Annotated in this window: 18 protein-coding genes and 2 pseudogenes; 8 read left to right on the top strand and 12 right to left on the bottom strand. The window is 50.7% G+C overall.

The genetic code is table 11. The features are described 5' to 3' along the window. Window positions 1–51 precede the first annotated feature (51 nt). The 3 genes from ACR8BN_RS21285 to ACR8BN_RS21275 are packed head-to-tail and all read right to left on the bottom strand — an operon-like array spanning window position 52 to window position 2,492. Window positions 52–1,155, bottom strand: a complete 1,104-nt coding sequence (locus tag ACR8BN_RS21285; RefSeq protein ID WP_434747683.1) for an alkene reductase — start codon at window positions 1,153–1,155, stop codon at window positions 52–54. 53 nt (window positions 1,156–1,208) lie between these two features. After that, window positions 1,209–1,790 (bottom strand): TetR/AcrR family transcriptional regulator, encoded by a 582-nt coding sequence (locus ACR8BN_RS21280; protein WP_434747682.1) that lies wholly within the window; start codon window positions 1,788–1,790, stop codon window positions 1,209–1,211. Window positions 1,791–1,850: 60 nt separating this feature from the next. Beyond that, window positions 1,851–2,492, bottom strand: coding sequence for a TetR/AcrR family transcriptional regulator (locus ACR8BN_RS21275; RefSeq protein ID WP_307747002.1), 642 nt, complete (start codon window positions 2,490–2,492; stop codon window positions 1,851–1,853). Window positions 2,493–2,724: 232 nt separating this feature from the next. Between ACR8BN_RS21275 and ACR8BN_RS21270 the strand changes: the two genes are divergently transcribed. Further along, entirely contained in the window at window positions 2,725–3,108 is a 384-nt protein-coding gene (locus ACR8BN_RS21270) for a nuclear transport factor 2 family protein (protein WP_307747001.1), read from the top strand. A 433-nt stretch (window positions 3,109–3,541) separates the two neighbouring features. Continuing rightward, a complete protein-coding gene (locus ACR8BN_RS21265) occupies window positions 3,542–4,789 on the top strand; it encodes a diguanylate cyclase domain-containing protein (RefSeq protein WP_434747681.1) in 1,248 nt (415 codons plus the stop codon). Between the two features lie 292 nt (window positions 4,790–5,081). On the opposite strand, the gene ACR8BN_RS21260 is transcribed toward ACR8BN_RS21265, so the two are convergent. Both ACR8BN_RS21260 and ACR8BN_RS21255 read right to left on the bottom strand, forming a co-directional pair. Beyond that, entirely contained in the window at window positions 5,082–5,393 is a 312-nt protein-coding gene (locus ACR8BN_RS21260; RefSeq protein ID WP_163794350.1) for a hypothetical protein, read from the bottom strand. 137 nt (window positions 5,394–5,530) lie between these two features. Beyond that, window positions 5,531–5,917 (bottom strand): hypothetical protein, encoded by a 387-nt coding sequence (locus tag ACR8BN_RS21255; RefSeq protein ID WP_424997538.1) that lies wholly within the window; start codon window positions 5,915–5,917, stop codon window positions 5,531–5,533. A gap of 717 nt (window positions 5,918–6,634) precedes the next feature. Here ACR8BN_RS21255 and ACR8BN_RS21250 point away from each other — a divergent pair. The 4 genes and pseudogenes from ACR8BN_RS21250 (at window position 6,635) to hemH (ending at window position 9,705) form a co-directional block, all read left to right on the top strand. Beyond that, window positions 6,635–7,345 (top strand): YnfC family lipoprotein, encoded by a 711-nt coding sequence (locus ACR8BN_RS21250; protein WP_033773736.1) that lies wholly within the window; start codon window positions 6,635–6,637, stop codon window positions 7,343–7,345. Window positions 7,346–7,478: 133 nt separating this feature from the next. Next, window positions 7,479–7,613: pseudogene (locus ACR8BN_RS21245) on the top strand (molecular chaperone DnaJ); the annotation flags it as partial. A gap of 201 nt (window positions 7,614–7,814) precedes the next feature. Continuing rightward, complete coding sequence (locus ACR8BN_RS21240) at window positions 7,815–8,105, top strand: Bor family protein (protein ID WP_010259114.1); 291 nt, start codon at window positions 7,815–7,817, stop codon at window positions 8,103–8,105. Between the two features lie 628 nt (window positions 8,106–8,733). Then, on the top strand, window positions 8,734–9,705 hold the full coding sequence (gene hemH / locus ACR8BN_RS21235; protein ID WP_031594330.1) for a ferrochelatase: 972 nt from the start codon (window positions 8,734–8,736) through the stop codon (window positions 9,703–9,705). A gap of 256 nt (window positions 9,706–9,961) precedes the next feature. On the opposite strand, the pseudogene ACR8BN_RS21230 reads toward hemH, so the two are convergent. Further along, window positions 9,962–10,285 (bottom strand): annotated as a pseudogene (locus tag ACR8BN_RS21230) (VOC family protein); the annotation flags it as partial. Here ACR8BN_RS21230 and ACR8BN_RS21225 point away from each other — a divergent pair. Then, window positions 10,242–11,408, top strand: coding sequence for an MFS transporter (locus tag ACR8BN_RS21225; protein WP_115388163.1), 1,167 nt, complete (start codon window positions 10,242–10,244; stop codon window positions 11,406–11,408). The pseudogene ACR8BN_RS21230 and the gene ACR8BN_RS21225 overlap by 44 nt on opposite strands. A gap of 116 nt (window positions 11,409–11,524) precedes the next feature. On the opposite strand, the gene ACR8BN_RS21220 is transcribed toward ACR8BN_RS21225, so the two are convergent. The 5 genes from ACR8BN_RS21220 to ACR8BN_RS21200 form a co-directional block, all read right to left on the bottom strand. Further along, on the bottom strand, window positions 11,525–12,001 hold the full coding sequence (locus ACR8BN_RS21220) for a glutathione peroxidase (RefSeq protein ID WP_434747680.1): 477 nt from the start codon (window positions 11,999–12,001) through the stop codon (window positions 11,525–11,527). A gap of 158 nt (window positions 12,002–12,159) precedes the next feature. Then, window positions 12,160–13,182 carry an NADP-dependent oxidoreductase gene (locus ACR8BN_RS21215; protein ID WP_434747679.1) on the bottom strand — a complete coding sequence of 341 codons (1,023 nt, stop codon included), beginning with the start codon at window positions 13,180–13,182 and terminating at the stop codon, window positions 12,160–12,162. A 203-nt stretch (window positions 13,183–13,385) separates the two neighbouring features. Beyond that, window positions 13,386–14,204 (bottom strand): oxidoreductase, encoded by an 819-nt coding sequence (locus ACR8BN_RS21210; RefSeq protein ID WP_039387816.1) that lies wholly within the window; start codon window positions 14,202–14,204, stop codon window positions 13,386–13,388. Between the two features lie 121 nt (window positions 14,205–14,325). Beyond that, a complete protein-coding gene (locus ACR8BN_RS21205; protein WP_434747678.1) occupies window positions 14,326–15,108 on the bottom strand; it encodes an SDR family NAD(P)-dependent oxidoreductase in 783 nt (260 codons plus the stop codon). Window positions 15,109–15,183: 75 nt separating this feature from the next. After that, window positions 15,184–16,272 carry an alkene reductase gene (locus tag ACR8BN_RS21200; protein ID WP_434747677.1) on the bottom strand — a complete coding sequence of 363 codons (1,089 nt, stop codon included), beginning with the start codon at window positions 16,270–16,272 and terminating at the stop codon, window positions 15,184–15,186. Window positions 16,273–16,399: 127 nt separating this feature from the next. Between ACR8BN_RS21200 and ACR8BN_RS21195 the strand changes: the two genes are divergently transcribed. Beyond that, window positions 16,400–16,948, top strand: coding sequence for a TetR/AcrR family transcriptional regulator (locus ACR8BN_RS21195; protein ID WP_109651238.1), 549 nt, complete (start codon window positions 16,400–16,402; stop codon window positions 16,946–16,948). Window positions 16,949–17,127: 179 nt separating this feature from the next. Here ACR8BN_RS21195 and ACR8BN_RS21190 read toward each other — a convergent pair whose 3' ends face one another. Continuing rightward, entirely contained in the window at window positions 17,128–17,928 is an 801-nt protein-coding gene (locus ACR8BN_RS21190; protein ID WP_425023240.1) for an SDR family oxidoreductase, read from the bottom strand. Window positions 17,929–18,313: the final 385 nt, after the last annotated feature.

Raw genomic sequence — 18,313 nt, 5'->3', positions numbered from 1 at the left:
TGATTCTCCTTCTGGTGAAAGGGGCGGGTAGTCACCCGCCATAAACCGTTATCAATAGCTGGCTTCCGGCCAGTCGGTGTAACCTTTTGCACCTCCGCCGTAATAGGCTTCTTTCGGCGCGATGGTCAGCGCGGCACCGTAACGCAGACGCTTAACCAGATCCGGGTTGGAGATGAACAGGCGTCCAAAGGCAACCGCATCAATAATTCCGGCGTTGCGGCGGCTGATGGCCATCTCAAGGTCATAGTTGTTATTGCCTATAAACGGACCGTTGAACTGTGCGCTCAGCGCGTCCATGTCCACATCGGCAGGCACATCACGAGATGTGGCCGTCGCGCCTTCAACGAAGTGCAGATAAGCCAGGCTGAACCGGTTAAGTTGCTGAATGAGGTAGCCGTACATCGCCATAACATTGCTGTCTGGCTGGGTGTTACCGGCATCAGGCGTGACCGGAGAGAGGCGGATACCGACTTTGTCATTGCCCCAGATGTTGATGATGGCTTCTGTCACTTCCAGCGTCAGGCGGGCGCGGTTTTCAATAGAGCCACCGTAGGCGTCGGTACGGTGATTGGTGGAATCACGCAGGAACTGATCGAGCAGGTAGCTGTTGGCAGAGTGGACCTCAACGCCGTCGAAACCGGCACGCAGGGCATTTTCAGCTGCACGTTTGTATTGCTCAATGATGCCGGGGATTTCTTCTGTTTCCAGCGCACGTGGCGTCGATACCGGCACAAAGCCGTTTACGGTATAAGTCTGTCCTTCAGCTTTAATGGCAGATGGCGCAATCGGACGCTGGCCGTCAGGCTGCAGTTCCACGCTTGAAAAACGGCCCACGTGCCATAACTGGCAGACGATTTTGCCGCCTTTGGCGTGGACTGCCCCGGTGACCTTTTTCCATCCAGCTACCTGCTCTTCGCTCCATATCCCCGGTGTCGCGGCGTAGCCGCGTCCCTGCGGAGAGATGTTGGTGGCTTCAGAAATAATCAGGCCAGCCCCGGCACGCTGTGCATAGTAGGTAGCATGGAGTTCATCAGGCACACCCTCTTCACCGTAACGGCTACGCGTGACCGGCGCCATGACAATGCGGTTTGACAGCTGAAGGCTGCCCATCGAAACAGGTGAAAATAAATCGGTACGGGTACAGTTGTCAGTCATATAAACCTCTTAATAGTTGACCGGTCGTCTAGTAATTGGATAAAAAAAACCGGCTACCCGAGTAGCCGTGTTGTTGCGTTCATTGCCTGACTGAACGCTTTGTCAGGATCGTGGATTTTCGCCATCAGGGAAGCCCCCAGCCAGAGCTGATAGAGTTCTTCTGCCAGTTCAGTGGCATCCGTTAAGGCGGGCAGGGAGCCATCTTCCTGACCGAGCCGGAGACAGGCAGCAATTTTGAGCACAATTTCATGGGTGCCCGTGGCCAGCACATGCCGCATGTTCTCGTACTGGTCGCAGACTTCCGCCCCCAGCTTGACCACGAGACATTTGCTTTCAGGCAGGTCTGCACCCTGGGTCGTTTTCCAGAAGGTAAAATAGCGCAGCAGTCGCTCTCTCGCCGTTCCTGTTCCGCCTAACTGATGCTCTACTTCCAGCAAATAGTGGCTGAAGTAGTGCTCCAGCAGCGCCTCTGCAAACGCTTCTTTCGAGGGAAAGTAGTAATAGAACGAGCCTTTTGGGATATCTGCCGCTTTTACAATCTCGGAAATCCCGACGGCGCTGTAACCCTTATGAGTAATGATCGCTCTGGCCACATCAATGATGTGCTGCCGCATATCTGTCACGTTTCTTTTCATAATGTGCACACTCTAGTGAAAAACTGACCGGTCGTCTAGTAACTTTTAACCTGTTGCATGCTATCTGTTTCTGATTGTGAGCGGGTGAAGCAGTCGGGTGGCGTGCTGGCCGATCAATTTCAGGCTCTGAAGCGTCGCACCATCTTTCGCCTCTATCGACATGCCTTCCAGCAGCGTATTCAGAACGGTAGCCAGCGCGACGGTATTGGTATCTGCGGGCAGTTGTTTCTCCTGAACCGCTCTGACCAGCCGTTTTTCAAACAGATCTTTCCCTTCCTGTCTGAGAACGCTAACCGCCCTGACAACGTCCGTCGATTCTGCTGAAACATTGATGGCTGCCAGCACCACCATGCAGCCGCAGGGCGCTGAAGGGGAGAGCAGAATATCGGCTGCTTCGCTAAAGAAACCGTCAATCGCTTCACCAATATCCTGCCTCTCCTCAAGCCGCAGCCAGGTCGCTTTCCAGTACTTCGTTTCGTAGTAGTTCACGGCCTCCAGAAAAAGTTTTGCCTTGTTGCCAAAGGCGGAATAGAGGCTGGGTGGGTTGATTCCCATGGCGGTGCAAAGTTCGGCAACCGATGCCGGCTCAAAACCTTTGCGCCAGAACAGATCCAGCGCTTTCAGCAACGCTTTATCACGGTCAAAGCTTCGTGGCCGACCTTTCGGCTTTTCAGTGATGGCAGGCTGGTCAGGCATTTTCATAGACGGCCTCAATCATTCTCTTGACATATTACATAGTGTTCACTATACAATAATAATATTACTTAGTGATCACTACAGAATTAAATCGACACAGTGGCTCGCCCTGTTCACGCCTTCGCTCCCCCGGCAGGCTGCTGTCGCGCTGAGTCGGTACATGTCTGTGTCAGAAAATATCACCCAAAAGCGGGGTGTCTGAAGGGATACCTTATTAATCAGAACGGAGAGAAAACAGATGAATAACACGACCTATGTGCAGGACTATAACGCCATCGTGGCAGTGCTCAATCAGTATAACGAAGGAGGTAAGCAGGCTAAAAGCGAGCTCATGAAGCCCGCTTTTAGCGACAGGGCGTCCATTTTTGGTCTCGACAGTGACGGCAACCTCAGCGGCGGTCCAATTCAGGGATTGTTTGACACCATCGACACCGCATTCCATCCTTCACCCGAAGCAAAAGCGGCTATCGTGCGCGTAGATATTGTTGGGTCTGCCGCCAGTGCCCGCATCGACACTGACGACATTTCTGGTTTCCGTTTCACTGATTTTTTTAACCTGCTGAAAGTGAACGATCGCTGGACCGTGGTCAGCAAGATCTATCACACACATACGGCAGACTGATCCAGGTCTGGTCAGCTGACCGTTGCAGCCTGCGTTTGCTGCGGGCTGCAAAAAGGGATTGTGACGACTAAAACAGTAAAGTGAATTTACGCCTGATTATCCGGTTGCTATTAATCAACATAATCATACCCCAGCGCTTTTGGCAGAGGTGGCATCATTAAAGATTCTGGCCCGATCGGCCGATAAACACTGGCTCATACTTCTGACACTGAATCCCGGGTTCGCTCACTCTTGTGCGGGCAGGGCGGCACCTCAGCAGCTGCAGACGGACAAGCGCAGCGTCAGCCGTCGTCAATGGCGGGTATTCTCGCAATGATGAACCTGTCTCCGGATCCTCCTTCAGCTACAGGCGGACATTAACGGTTATAATCAGGTCTGTAGCGACGAGTACTGAGCCTGTTTAATATCGTCAGCCACGTCGGAGCCGGCCGCCATGAACACAATGATCAAACCCTCTTTTACCGCTGTCTGGTCTACAGACGCCCAGGGTATCTGCGTCGCCAGTCAGGAAAGCCCTGCTGGTCTGATGCCTGAACTGAAGGGTGTGACGCTGAGTTCATGGCTGAGACTGGCACAGGCCGACGACGATGCAAAGATCGCGCTGCAACTGACCGCAGCGCTTGATTTCCTGACGCCTTTTCATATTGAAGTGCCGATCAACTGTCTGGATGGCAAGACGCGTCGGGTCATTGTATCTGGCCTGCCGGATCGCCAGCCTGGCACGTCCCGTCTGCAGTATAACGGCTTCATTCTGGATGTGACCGGACAGCGTAAAGCGCTGGAAGATGCGCTGCGCACGGCGGCAGAATATCGTCTGTTAATTGAAAACAGCACCGATCTGATTGCCCATTGCGACGCGGATGGCCGGTACGTTTCAATCTCGCCCTCTTATAGCGAAATGATTGGCTGGACAGCCGAAGAAGTTGTCGGTCAGCTGGTGGTAGATTTCCTGCATCCCAATGACCGCGGCCCCGCTTCTGAAGCACTCGCCTGCATCTTTAATGGAGGAGTACTGCCGGACGTCGTTGAGGTGCGCAAGCTGCATCGTGACGGCCACTACATCATTCTGGGCACCAAAGCCTGTGGCGTCATCAATCCCTCTACCGGCAAAAATATCGGTGCAGTTCTGGTGTCGCGCGACATTACGCGAGACAAAGAGAGGATGCGCAATCTGGAGAAGCTGGCAACGCTGGACATGCTGACCGGGCTGCATAATCGTACCTGGATCAACGACCAGGTCGGGCGCATGCTGGCGAAGGTGGATGATGAGGCCTACACGACGGTGATGTTTATCGATCTTAATGGCTTTAAGGCGGTGAACGATTTGATGGGCCACGCGACAGGGGATGCCTTGCTGCAGCAGGTCAGTGAACGGCTGCAACGCTGTATGCGTCCGGGCGACTCACTGGCGCGACTGGGCGGAGATGAATTTGTTGTGGCGGCAAAGTGCAGAAATCGCGATACAGCCGCTGCCATTGCCCTGCGTATTATTGAAAGTCTGCACGCGCCATTCGCCATTGATAATATGGACGTGCGCATTGGCGCGGCTATCGGTATCAGCCTTGCCCGTTTCGGGACGGTATCGGCCAAAATATTATTCGAAAACGCGGATAAAGCGATGTACCAGGCCAAAGCCCGACGTGATGGGTCGTATCAGTTTTTTGAGTCAGAAGAGCCTTAGTCGATGCAAATGATTGCTGGTATGACCTTCCGGATTTAACGGTAATGGATCTTACGTTTAACGCTTTGCCGGCTGTTCCCGCAAGGATACATTTCCTGAACGCCTGATTAACCCGTCTTATATTCTGAAACCGCGTGCCACGGCAGAAAGATTTTCTGTTTCAGGCACAAAAAGAAGTCTGTTGCTGATGACCAACATCCAGGTGCGAGACAGGCTACTGAATTCCCTCAAACGTCTGTGATGAACTGGTCTGAGTGACTTCGCGGAACTCCGCGTACGGCAATTCATTGCGTCAGTGTATTATTTCTGTTGGTTTTTCACTTTCGGGAGACCAGTAACCCCCACTGCCATGATAGGTTTCAGCTCCCAGCACGAACGAGGTTCCGCAATGATTACATGCAAAATGGTAATCAACGATATCGCCCCAAATCATCTGTTCAGCACATTCAGAAAAGGTGTACTGATTCCAGTTATTGATGGTTGAAACTTCGGAAATGATCTCTTCTTTAACTGCGTTATGTGCAATACGTATTGCCAGGCTCAACTGACGAGGTTCCCGTATAACGTATTTAACACATAGATCCTGACAGAACTCACAACTCACTCTGTAAAACCTCCCTTTATCTGAATGTTCAGGTGTAGAGCTATCGCAGGACACTGTTTTGCACTTTATATCCCACCTGAAGGGACAGTCGCTTTCACTTCAAAAAGTTTAAATGTGTTCTTTAGTACTCATTGTATTCATTGTGAGGCAGAACGTCGGTCCATGATTTCTTTAACGTAATGCTCAATAACAATGTGATGTTCATGGCTTATCTGAGAAATGAATGTTTGCAGGAAATCGGGTGTGGAGTGAAGGGTATTCGTGACCAATTTATCGAAGTCTTTCTGGGTAAAGCGGTCATAGCCTGTTAGCGTCGAACGCTGGAGCAAGGTATGCGCAGTAATTTCGAGCACGGCACGTCTGTAATCATCGGAAAGCAGAATATCCAGATCGTGCCGGCTGATCTCAAAGGCAAACTCATAGCTGATAAAACCAGAATCGACAGGCAATGAGTAAATCAGTTTACCTTCCTCCTGTGTCACATGAGGTTCGTATCCGTTATCCATGAGGCGAACTGATTGCATATTAATCTCCTGATCTTTCAGACCTGAGTTGTTACTTCAACAGTCTAACCCACCGATATCGATATTATTCCGCTTCTGACGACGAGCGCAAATACTCACAACATCAGATCGTTTGATAGCGTAAGTTCCCGGTTGTTCACCTGTTCGCTAACGGCAAAACTGACAAAGTGGTATGCCTGTTACGGAGAGTCATGTCAACCGTAAGCAGTGAGCTAAAGTTGTCCAGGTGACTTTATGAGCCGGTCGCCTCTCCCCGCTATTTTAGAGACAAAAAAAAGCAGAGAGGAAGTCGTCGCTTACACGTTCTGGAAAAAAGCATCAGGCGATGCTTCTGAAAGGGTCTTTAGCGACCAGCCCACACCGCTGGTTTTCTTGTCTGCCACGGATAGGCGCTTTCAAACTGACCCGCCAGTGCAAGCAATAAATTCTCCTGATTAAATCCTGCACAGTACTGCATGCCAATCGGCATTCTATGGGAAGAAAGGAAGCCCAGAGGAACAGACATCGCGGGAGTTACGCACACGTTCGCCAGCGCAGTAAACGGTGACTGATTGAAAACGTGATGTTAGCGCATCGACTGGCTGCTTTGAGCGAAAAGCGGTCGCTTAACTTGTGACATGGAAGCATCTCGATTATTCGTGTCTTTACGCATAGAATTTGATAACTTGAGTTGCCCCACCACCTTAGAGTGCGATCCTACTAATAAAGGAATAAATAATGAAAGCAAGGTTGCTTTTAAGTCTATTACTTTTGGCAATGTCATTTAATGTCGCTGCATTTACTCAATTCAAACCAGCAGTCTTAAATGCTGCTCTTTTGTTCGAGCATGATGCAACTACCGGGAACGTAAAACATAGCCTCCAGTGGATCCGAGATATTTACGGTAAACTTCAGGCGATGACAGAAGTTAGATACGATCGTAACGGGTGCTTTACTAATATCAACATGGTTGATAAGGCAAATGGCCATGAATTCCATTTGGTAAACAAAGATGGTGTACTGACCTCTTTTAAAGGTCAGAGTATTACCGGAAAAATCAATGAACGCTGCGAAATCACTGAGCTTGAGAATGAAAAAGGCAATTATGTACTCAGCTATAATGTGCGCGGATTGCTTGAAACAATCGCGGACAAAGACACGGGCGAAGTTGTAAAGCGATATGAATATCACAATAGCCAATTTCCTGTGCGTATAAGAAACTATAAAGATCGGAAGGACACGCGTATCTTTTATCCATCCGGAAGTGCGCAATTTGTTGACTCAGAGAGCGTATCAAAAACAGGGGACTTAATTGTCCGACTGAAGCAAAGCTGTGCTTACACCGCTGATGGTAATGCAGATAAATGCTCGCTGATCGCCTCCACTAAAGACGACTATCGTAGCTCAATCTTGATATGGATTTCTAATCACGAAACGGAATATTTCTGAATCTATTAAAAATATCAAAGCCAACGCAACCTCTCCCGAGAGATTGTCCTGCTTCCTAATTTTTAATGCCATTGAAATATTATCAATGTCCGCTCCTGGTACAAAGCGTACTGACGGCAGCCCAGGGTCCGCTATGAGCGAGAAGCATAAGTCGCTGCTGCGTGAGCCGGAATAGCGCTTTGGTGGTGCGGCGGGCGAGAAGAACAGTCCGCATTCAAAAAGCTTTCTCGATGGCGTCAAAAAGTTCTTTTACGATTTGACTCGCTAAGCGGAAACGCTGCGGTAAACATAAAAAGCCCCTGCTGTGCAGGGGCTTTTTTTATTGCTTTACTATTCAGCAAAACGTATCCGTTAGGGGTACTTAAAAATTTTTCTCAAGTTTCCGCTTTCGTTGTCGATAGCCTGATTGCTGGCTGAGTGATGATTTCACTCAGCATTTATTTTGTCATTTCAGGCGATAAGGATATTTATGAACAAGCTTTGTGTTGCGGCGTTGTTGGCTCTGAGTTTAACCGGCTGTGCGCAGCAGACTTTCGTAATGAAACAGAATCAAGTTGGCGCGGCGACGAAAACCACCAGCCAGCCGTTCTTTGTTTCAGGTATCGGTCAGCGTAAGAGCATTGATGCGGCGCAGGTGTGCGGCGGCCAGGAAAAAGTTAACCGGGTTGAAGTGCAGCAGACGTTTGTTAATGGCTTACTGAGCGTGGTGACGTTTGGTATCTACACGCCACGTGAAGCGCGCGTTTATTGCGCCATCTGATAATGCCTCAGGCCGGTTCGCCGGCCTAATCCTCCGCCGGTTATTAAATCGCATTAGTATATTGTAACTATTAAATTTAGCTGTCGCACCGCTGCGCGGCTCGCCTGCTGACGACATTACCCGAAACGAGTTCAGGCAACGTCGTCCAGCCTGGTAAAGCAGTGGTAAGCTGTTGAGGCATGTCAGTCCGCTTTGAGCGAGTAACGGACATTGCTAAAAGCGTTCTGTAAGAATTAACAGGGAGCAGGTCAGTCGCCTTTATCACTTATACGCATAAAAAGATCAAGCCTAAGGCATGCATCTGCGCGGGCATCCAGATACGGTTTTCTCACCTCCTCCAGCTAACTCCTCCACACCCCGACTTCAATGATGACGTCGCGTAGCCCCGCACTGGTTAAATCTGACGATAGAGAAAGTAATGTTTTCACTGATGATATGTCCTAAAATCATGATCGTTGAGTAAAAGCGATGACAGCAATCCGATTCATAGCATCATAAGCCGTGAAACAGTAAATCTGCATTTCAATTATTTCTACAAAATGAGCTCAAATTGAGGCCTTTAAGACAAACTGCTACGGAGTGACTGGCATGAGTGAGTTAGTGACAATGGCCTTGAGGGTCCCACCTGATGACGAATAAACAGGGTGTTTTGATTGTTAACCTTGGAACACCAAAAGAACCAACGCCTGTTGAGGTAAAGAAATTTTTATCTAAATTTCTGCATGACTACAGAGTGGTTGACTTACCAAGAATCATCTGGTGCCCCATTCTACATGGCGTGATTATCCCATTACGTGCAAGGCGAGTGGCGAAATTATATTCTTCGATTTGGATGGAGGAAGGTTCTCCTCTCATGGTTTACAGCGTCAGGCAAGCCCGTGCGCTTGAAGAAGTGACAGGTATGCCTGTCGAGCTGGGGATGAGTTATGGCGAGCCGGGTATAGGTGGTGCAATTGACAGGCTACTGGAAAAAGGCGTCGATAAAATTATCGTCATTCCTTTGTATCCCCAGTTTTCATCTTCGACCGTTTCTTCTGTTTGGGATAGCGTGAGCCGTCACCTGCAGATAATGAAGAACCGGTATACACCCTCCATAAACTTCATCAATGACTATGCCGATCACCCTGCCTACATTGAAGCGTTAAGAGCATCCGTTCAGGCATCTTTCGAAGCTAACGGCATTCCAGATGCATTGTTGATTTCATATCATGGTATACCGGTGAGGTTTGTCAAAGAGGGGGACCGATACCAGGAAAGATGTGAGTTAACGACAAAATTACTCATTGAAGCAATCAATATGCCGTCATTGAAAATATTGATGACGTTCCAGTCAAGATTCGGCAGAGAGCCATGGTTAACGCCGTTTACTGATGAGACAATTAAAAATCTACCGAATGAAGGAATAAAAAGCCTGCATGTAATCAGCCCGGGGTTCGCATCAGACTGTTTAGAAACGCTTGAGGAGCTTGATGAGCAGAACAGGGAGATTTTTATGCATGCGGGTGGTACATCGTTTACTTACATACCGGCGCTTAATGATAAACCGATTCATATCGAGATGCTGCGACAACTTGTGAACCTTAATCGGTTTCAGGGATGATTTTCACACTCTTGTGAGCGGATGTTGCAGGTGTCAACATTCATAGTGAAACCAGAAGTGGGCCCTCTCGGACATGTATGTGATACGTGCCGGGGCGGCGTTATAGGGGCCGCCTGGAAAACCAGCCACTCCAGCTGCAAGCAACTGTCTTGTACGTGGGTATGAGTCGGAGATTATTCGTGGGCAAGTCAGCTATGAGCGAGAAGCGGACGTTTAGGATTTACGGGTACGCCTGCGCTGGCGCACCCGGTTACACTCAGGGCTTCCAGCGGCGCAGAGAGGTATGGTCTTCATACGGCAGCTTTGAAGGTAAAGAAATCAGTTCAATGACGCTGCCCCACGGCGTGCGGCCATAGCAGAAAAAGTTATTCTCTCCCACCTCAGTTGGAAACATCAGGGGCTGAGGAGAAGTAAACATTTTCCCGCCAGCCTGCACGAACAGGCTGATAGCCTCGTTGATGTCATCAACGTAAACGGCAAAATGCTGCAGGCCGTAATCGCTGGGGCGCACGGGCTGACTTTGCTCTGGCCCCTTCATTTCAAAAAGTTCCAGTCCCGGGCCGTGCTTCAGCTTCATCATTGCCGGCCTGCTTCCCGTTATTGCCGCTGATTTCAACGTTACTATTCCCGTGGCCGGAAATCTGGCAACGGCTTATGCGCTGGGTGTTTTTGTTGGCGCGCCGGCCCTGATTATTCTGGGCTCAAAAGTGCCCCGAAAAGCCATGCTGGTTTTCCTGATGCTGCTGTTTGTGGCGGGTAACCTCGTTACGGCCTTTGCGCCCACGCTGGGCATTGCCATTCTGGGCAGGATCATCACGTCTCTGACTCACGGCGCCTTCTTCGGTGTTGGTTCGATCATTGCTGCCGATATGGTTGCGCCGTCTAAGCGGGTAAGGGCGATTGCATTCATGTTCATGGGGCTGAACGTAGCAAATCTTATTGGTGTTCCCGTCTGTACCTGGATCGGGCAGCATCTTTCCTGGCGCGATGCCTTTATGGTTATTGCCGCAATTGGAGTTGTTGCGGTTATCAGCGTCGGCATGCTTATCCCGCATCAGCCCCGTCCGGAGAACCTTAATTTCGCACACGAGTTTAATGTCTTCCGCAACGTCAATGTTCTGCTGGCGATGGGCATAACGGTCTTTGGGCCGGGTGCATTTTTTACCTCCATTACCTATATCGCACCCATGATGATCGGGCTGGCCGGATACAGCGAAAGCAGCCTGGCATGGCTGATGCTGCTGTTCGGTCTGGGGCTATTTGTCGGTAATCAGCTGGGCGGCAGATATGCCGATCGCGCGCTGATGCCGATGCTTTACGTCACCCTCGCCGCTCAGACCGTAGTCCTGCTGGTATTTAACTTTACTGCCCACAGCCAGGTCATGTCAGCGGTCTGTATTTTTCTGATGGCTGCGTTTGGGTTTGCGACCGTGTCCCCCATCCAGAAACTGGTGATGGACAAAGCGCGGGCGGCAGGGGCTCCGACGCTGGCTGCAGCCGTTAATATAGGTCTTTTCAATCTCGGTAATGCCCTGGGTGCATGGCTGGGAGGGGCAGTTATAGCGGCCGGCTTTGGTCTTCAGTCGCCTGACTGGGCAGGTGCGATACTCTCGGTTATAGCGCTGATTCTGGCGGTTATATCCGGACTGACTGACCAAACCGGGCATAGCGCTGCTATGCGTTCTGCTTCTCACAGTGAGTAACGTCCGCTTCTGGCCCGGAACAGACGTGGATGAGTTACAGGCACTGCCAGATGGAGCGGAAAGAAACAGTTTACTGGTAATCCCGTCATTGACAGTGAGATGGTAAAACACCTCACTTAAAGAGCAGCAAGAATGGCGGATTCCATTTTCTCCGGGGTAGTGGTCGGGGCAAATCGTTTGATCGGTTTGCCGTCGCGCCCGATCAGGAACTTAGTGAAGTTCCACTTAATACGACCACCCAGCACGCCGGGTAATTCATCTTTCAGGTAACGAAATATCGGGTGCGTTGAGGTGCCATTGACCTCAACTTTCCCGAACATCGGAAAACTCACACCAAAGTTAATGTGGCATGTCTGCGCGATTTCTTCGGCACCGCCGGGTTCCTGCTTTCCGAACTGGTTGCAGGGAAAACCCAGCACTACCAGCCCCTGAGCGGCGTACTTTTTATAGAGCGATTCAAGACCTGCGTATTGTGGCGTGAATCCGCAATGGCTGGCGGTATTTACCACCAGAACCACCTTGCCAGCGTAGTCGGCCATCGGGATAAGCTGGCCATTCAGGCTGGTGGCAGTAAGTTGATAAAAGGGAGACATGTCGCAATCCTCAGAGCAAAACCGTATGACGTTAACATTAACACAGAGTGCATAACGACAACGGGGTCTGGGAAGCAGATGCTTAGTTAGCAGGCCAGCATTCTGACTTCAGGCGCTACCGCCAGGGTTAATGATTATTTCCACGTCAGATCTGATTGTTATTCCTGATGAATTTTAACCACGACTTTACCCTTTGCATGTCCCTGTTCAAGGTAAGCCAGGGCATCTTTTGTGTCTGCAAATGGTAACACCCTGTCGATCACCGGTTTGATGTGTTCTGCTTCTATAAGTTTGCCGATTTGGGTGAGTTGATCGCCATCAGGACGAACAAAGAGAAATGAATAATCCAGACCGCGCTTTTTTGAATGTCGCATAATTTTGCGACTCATCAGGGCAAATATCATCCGCAGCAAGATATTGAGCTGCCGGGCTCGCGCGAATTTAACGTCTAATGGACCGACCAGAGAAAGTATCTTTCCGCCAGGTTTAAGAATCTGCATGGCTTTTTCAATGGAATCCCCCCGCAGCGTGCCGAGTACGAGATCGTAGCCACTTAGCACCTTTTCAAATCCCTGCTTTTTATAGTCAATTACTTCATCTGCGCCCAGCCGACTCACCCACTCTACGTTGGCTGAACTGGTCGTCGTCGCTACCCTGGCGCCAAGATGTTTCGCCAGCTGAATCGCAATAGTGCCAATCCCTCCCGAACCTGCCGGAATAAATACTTTTTGTCCTGGCCGCAGATGTGCTCTCTCTGTAAACGCCTGCCAGGCGGTGAGGCTAACCATCGGCAGCGAAGCAGCCTCAATGAAATCCAGATTTTCGGGCTTAAGAGCCGCGAGACGTTCAGGAATGCGTGCAAAATCGGCGAGTGAACCTGTTCCCGTGTCGAAAATGCTGGCGAAGACTTCATCGCCCGGCTTGAAACGTGTCACCCGACTTCCTGTTGCAATAACCACGCCTGACAAATCACTGCCCAGCGTCGCCGGAAGTTTAAAATGCAGAATCGGTTTGAATATTCCGCTGGGGATAATGTTATCAATGGGATTCAGACCAACGGCATAGACTTTTACCAGGATTTCATCGGCACCGGGAGAAGGGTAATCTACATTTTCAAATCCCAGCTCAGGTGATTTCCCGTAGCGTTTAAACGTAAAGGCTCGCATCGTCCTGGTTTTCATTTGGTGTTTATCCTCTGATTTTTAGCACTGAAGTCTTCTCAGGTGCCTCTGTTACTGAGCAAAAAAAGCTCCCGGGAGCAACGTAATAAATAATGGAATAAGGATTTGCCGGTTAATATGCTCATGCCTTCATTCAACGAAACCGGAGACGACTGAAATAACAGATAGCGGATACCGGCGGCCAGTCGCGAAAATGTGATTTTTTAATTTCTGGCATCCAGCTGAAGGCTGTTCCGCACGACCTTATCCAGGAGTTTTGCCGGGGCAAACCGGAGGATGAAATTCAATTTTGCGGCCAGCGTTCCTGCCGTGTAGCGTACCTTTGGGCGTAAAGTCTGAGCCGCTTTGACCACCACCTCCGCTACTACCTCCGGACTTTCCGCCTCAGCCATTGCCTTACTGACCACCTTGGTTAACTTAGCGCGGATACGGTCGTACTCTTCAAGTTTTGCATCCGGTTCAATATTGTGAGCTTCGAACTGCGTTTTTATGTATGCCGGTTCGATGACAGAAACCCTGATGCCCAGCGTGCGCAGTTCATGGTCAAGCGCTCCTGTATACCCTTCAACTGCATGTTTGCTGGCCGCATAGAGGGCCACATACGGCAACGGCACGATCCCCAGAATTGAACCGATATTGATGATGCGCCCGCTGCCCTGACGACGCATGTGAGGCAGCACGGCGCGCGTCAGCCTGACAATCCCCAGAAAATTTGTATCGAAGATCTGCTTCGCCTGTTCAACTGAACTCTCTTCCGCCGCCGCTGGCGCTACCCCAAAACCGGCGTTGTTCACCAGGAGATCGATTCGCCCCTCCAGCCGAATCAACTCCTCAATGGCACTCTTCACCGAAGTGTCATCCGTGACATCCAGCGCCAGTAGTGGAAAGGCGTATTGTCCTGGTTGTGGGCCACGCCGGCTGGTGCCATATACCCTGTAACCCGCGGCTAAAAGTTTATTGGCAGAGGCTTCACCGATACCTGAAGAGGCGCCGGTTACCAGTGCTACACGTTGTTGACTCATTATGGATACGCTCGTGTGATTGGGTTCAGTTTCCCTTCAGAGAAGAGAGACGCATTAAGAGATTCATGGTCGATTTACCGCTCAGCTGAACCCTGAAAAGGTTCTGCTGAGCTGGACTTAGCTAAAGGGTTTTGTATCGCTCTGCGGCCTCTTCCTGCCTGATGTCCGAGAGCAGACCCTGACGGGAGGCATCAAGAACATCCCAGCGCTCAGCATTATGTAATGGCGGAATCGTCACGCGCTCGCGGCGGTCAAAACCCGCCAGAGCGGCGTCAACCAGTTCACCCACTTCCATCATTTTTGAAGCGTTACTGATGTCGATACCGGCACGATCCCAGATTTCGGTGTATGTACCTGCAGGGAGCACCGCCTGGATATAGATGCCTTTTGGAGAGAGCTCAACGTTCATTCCCTGAGAGAGGAAAAGAGCAAAGGCTTTTGTTGCGCCGTAAACCGTCATTGCAAATTCCGGGGCGAGACCGACTACGGAACCGATATTGACGATCGAACCTTCTCCGGCTTCTGCGAACCGGCTCGCTGCAGAACTGGCCAGTCTCGTCAGGGCAGTGACGTTAAGCGCGATAAGGCGTTCGATGGAATCAGGCGTCTGCTCGGTAAACGTGCCGGACTGAGCGATACCTGCGTTATTGATAAGAGTGCCTATCCGCGTGTCTTCCCGGAGGCGTGCTTCAACAGTAGCTAAATCACTCGACAGCGTGAGGTCGGCAGGCAGCACATCGACGGAAATATGATTTTCCTGTCGCAGCCGTTCAGCAAGCGCCTCTAATTTCAATTTGTCGCGAGCAACCAGAACAAGGTCATGTCCACGACGCGCAAAGCGCTCAGCGTAAACAGCACCAATACCCGTTGAAGCGCCTGTAATGAGGACTGATGTACGAGTCATAATTTTATCTTCTTCATTTGTTTAATAAAAATCGCCGTTAGCGATGCAGGGTTAACCGTGCTACCTGAAGCGTTATTAACTGTTACCGCTAAGCGATGGATAGTCGGTGTAGCCCTCCGCACCACCGCCATACAGTGTTTCAGGATTAAGCGGGGCCAGAGGTGCTCCCGACTTAAGTCTTTCGACGAAATCGGGGTTAGAAATGAAGGGGCGACCGAACGCGAACAAATCGGCTTTGTCCTCTGCAAGATGGTCAGACGCCAGCGCCAGGTCATAGCCATTGTTGCCGATGTAGGTGTTTTTAAAGCGGCGACGCAGCGAAGCGTAATCGAACGGTGAGGCATCACGGGGACCTCCCGTCGCGCCTTCAACGACATGCAGATAAACGATACCTGAAGCATCAAGTTGCTCTGCCAGGTAGTCATATTGTGGCTGCGGATCGCTGCATGAAATTGCATTAGCAGGTGAGACCGGTGAGATGCGAACGCCCGTCCGCGCTGCGCCGATCTCATCTTTCACGGCCTCCACGACATCTAGTAGCAGACGCGCACGATTCTCAACTGAACCGCCATATTCATCGGTGCGCTGATTGGCACCATCTTTCAGGAACTGCTCAAGCAGATAGCCATTTGCTCCGTGTATCTCTACGCCATCAAAACCTGCGGTAATCGCATTGGCTGATGCCTTTCTGAAATCGGCAACAATGCCTTTTATTTCCTTCAGCTCAAGCGCTCTGGGTTCTGAAACATCAACAAAATGGTTGTTCACGAAGGTTTTGGTTTCAGCACGGATAGCTGACGGCGCGCCTGGTGCGGCACCCTCTGGCTGTAAATCGACATGTGAAATTCGACCTGTGTGCCATAACTGCACAAATATCCGTCCGCCTCTGGCATGAACCGCGTCTGTGACTTTACGCCAGCCCTCAATCTGGGCCTGCGTGTAGATCCCCGGCGTATCCTGATAGCCCTGCGCCTCTGCTGAAATCTGCGTAGCTTCGGTAATCAGTAATCCTGCTGTGGCACGCTGAGCGTAGTAAGTCGCTGCCAGTTCACCTGGCACCAGACCTGCGCCTGCCCGGTTACGTGTCAGCGGGGCCATCACGATGCGATTAGCAAGCGTGACAGATCCCAGTTCATAGGGCTGAAATAAGGATTGATTCGTCATGGTTATTCCTTTGCGGATTAGCGGGTCAGTAAACTGATTTAATGATGATGATCGTAATCATTAAAGTCAACTGGTTTGATTATGATCATCATCAATGTATACTTAAGCTCAGTTTCAGGAGGAAAAGATGAAAGTGTCAAAAGAGCAGGTTCGCGAAAACAGGAACCGAATCGTTGAAACGGCGTCAGAACTTTTTCGTGAGCGGGGTTACGATGGGGTAGGCGTCGCTGAACTGATGTCAGCCGCAGGGTTAACGCATGGCGGGTTCTACAAGCACTTTGGGTCGAAAGCCGATTTGTTAGCCGAAGCGATGAACTGCGGCTTCGCGAAGTCTGTTGAGAAAACTGAAGGGGCGAGTCGGGAAGCGTTTATTGAATATTATCTCTCCCGGCAGCATCGCGATGATATGGCAAAGGGGTGTGTCATGTCGGCCCTGGGCACCGATGCAGCGCGCCAGTCTGAATCCATCCGCGAGACTTTTGCGGCCGGAATTGAACGACAGCTTGCCGTTTTAGAAACGGAACAGGTCACCCGTCCGGATCTGATCAATACGCTCGCGCATCTTGTGGGTGCCCTGATGCTTTCGCGTGCCTGCCCGGATAGTTCCGGGCTTGCTGATGAAATTCTGGAGGTCTGCCGCACGCGTCTGCTTAGCCCGGATAGCTGTAAAGATTGAATCGATGCTCTTCCCGTTCAACCTTACTGAAGCGATTGCGGCATGGACTGAACGCACCAGCCCGCTGGCGTTTATTATGAACGGCGAGAATGCGTAATCCGGACTTCCCGTTCCGGATACCATTCCCATCAACGGGCTATTAATCAGTCGGCCACCCACCAGGGACAGTGACGCATCACTCAGCCATTGTCGCGGAATCCGGGATAAAGGCTCATTCCACCATCGATAAAAAGCGTGGTGCCATGAACGTAATCAGAGAGATCACTGGCAAGCCAGACGACGGCATTCGCCACATCTTCAGCCGCACCGATACGCCCGTAAGGGATGAGCTTTAACAGCGCTTTGCCCGCTTCACCCTGGGTGCTTTCCTCGTTGATGGCGGTAGCGATAGCGCCGGGTGCCACTGCATTGACACGAATACGTTCTTCACCCACTTCCTGAGCCAGCGTTTTCATCAGCAAGTCAACGCCGCCTTTTGATGCGGCATAGTTGACGTGTCCGGCCCAGGGAATGAGCTGGTGAACCGAACTCATATGAATAATCTTACCGACAGCTTTGCTGATGTCCTGGCGATGCTCCTGACGCTTGAACTGACGCAACGCAGCACGCGCGCAGAGGAACTGGCCAGTCAGGTTCACGTCCAGAACGGTATTCCAGTCCTCAAGCGTCATCTCAATGGATGGGGCATCTTTCTGGAGTCCTGAGTTCGCCACCAGGATATCCAGCCTGCCAAATTCCCTGATTGTCTGGTCAAAAAGATTCTCTACATCCGCCTCTTTAGACACGTCTCCTTTGACAGCAATTGCACGGCCTCCATCGGCGCGGATTTTCTCAGCCAGCTCCCCGGCCGGTTCCGCCTGGCTATGGTAGTTAATCACCACAGAGGCACCTTCTTTAGCGAGTGCTTCTGCGCAGGCATAGCCGAGACCCGAGCTGGCACCGGTAACCAGCGCAACCTGATTTTTGAGAGAAAAGATCATGAGGCATCCTTATTTCTGTAAATGATGAGCGTCTTAAACCAGGCCGGTATCATCAGGGGAGTGAATATCGATGTATCGCTGACACTACGACGTCCAGCCACCCCCACGCTGATTAATCGGCTAGCCGGATCGGGCACATGGGCCTGAGTCACTGAATTATAGATGTGAAGTACAGGGTTAGCCGCTAATGCGGTCTTGGTGCATAGTCAGGAAACGTTGAAGCAGGAACGTAAGCATTAAAAAATGGGATATCTGAAAGGCAAAAAAGCAGCTATCAGAAGATAGCTGCTTTTGACGCTCAGGCTTTTCTGGCTGGAATCACTTTTACTATTTATTGCTTATTGCCTGATAACCAGGCCAGAGCTTGATCATTTTCTATCAAGAC

Source organism: Pantoea sp. Lu_F5_004, from assembly GCF_051136245.1.
GTDB lineage: Bacteria > Pseudomonadota > Gammaproteobacteria > Enterobacterales > Enterobacteriaceae > Pantoea > Pantoea agglomerans.
Note: the sequence above shows the minus strand (reverse complement) of the source record. Positions and strands in the feature narration are given on the sequence as shown.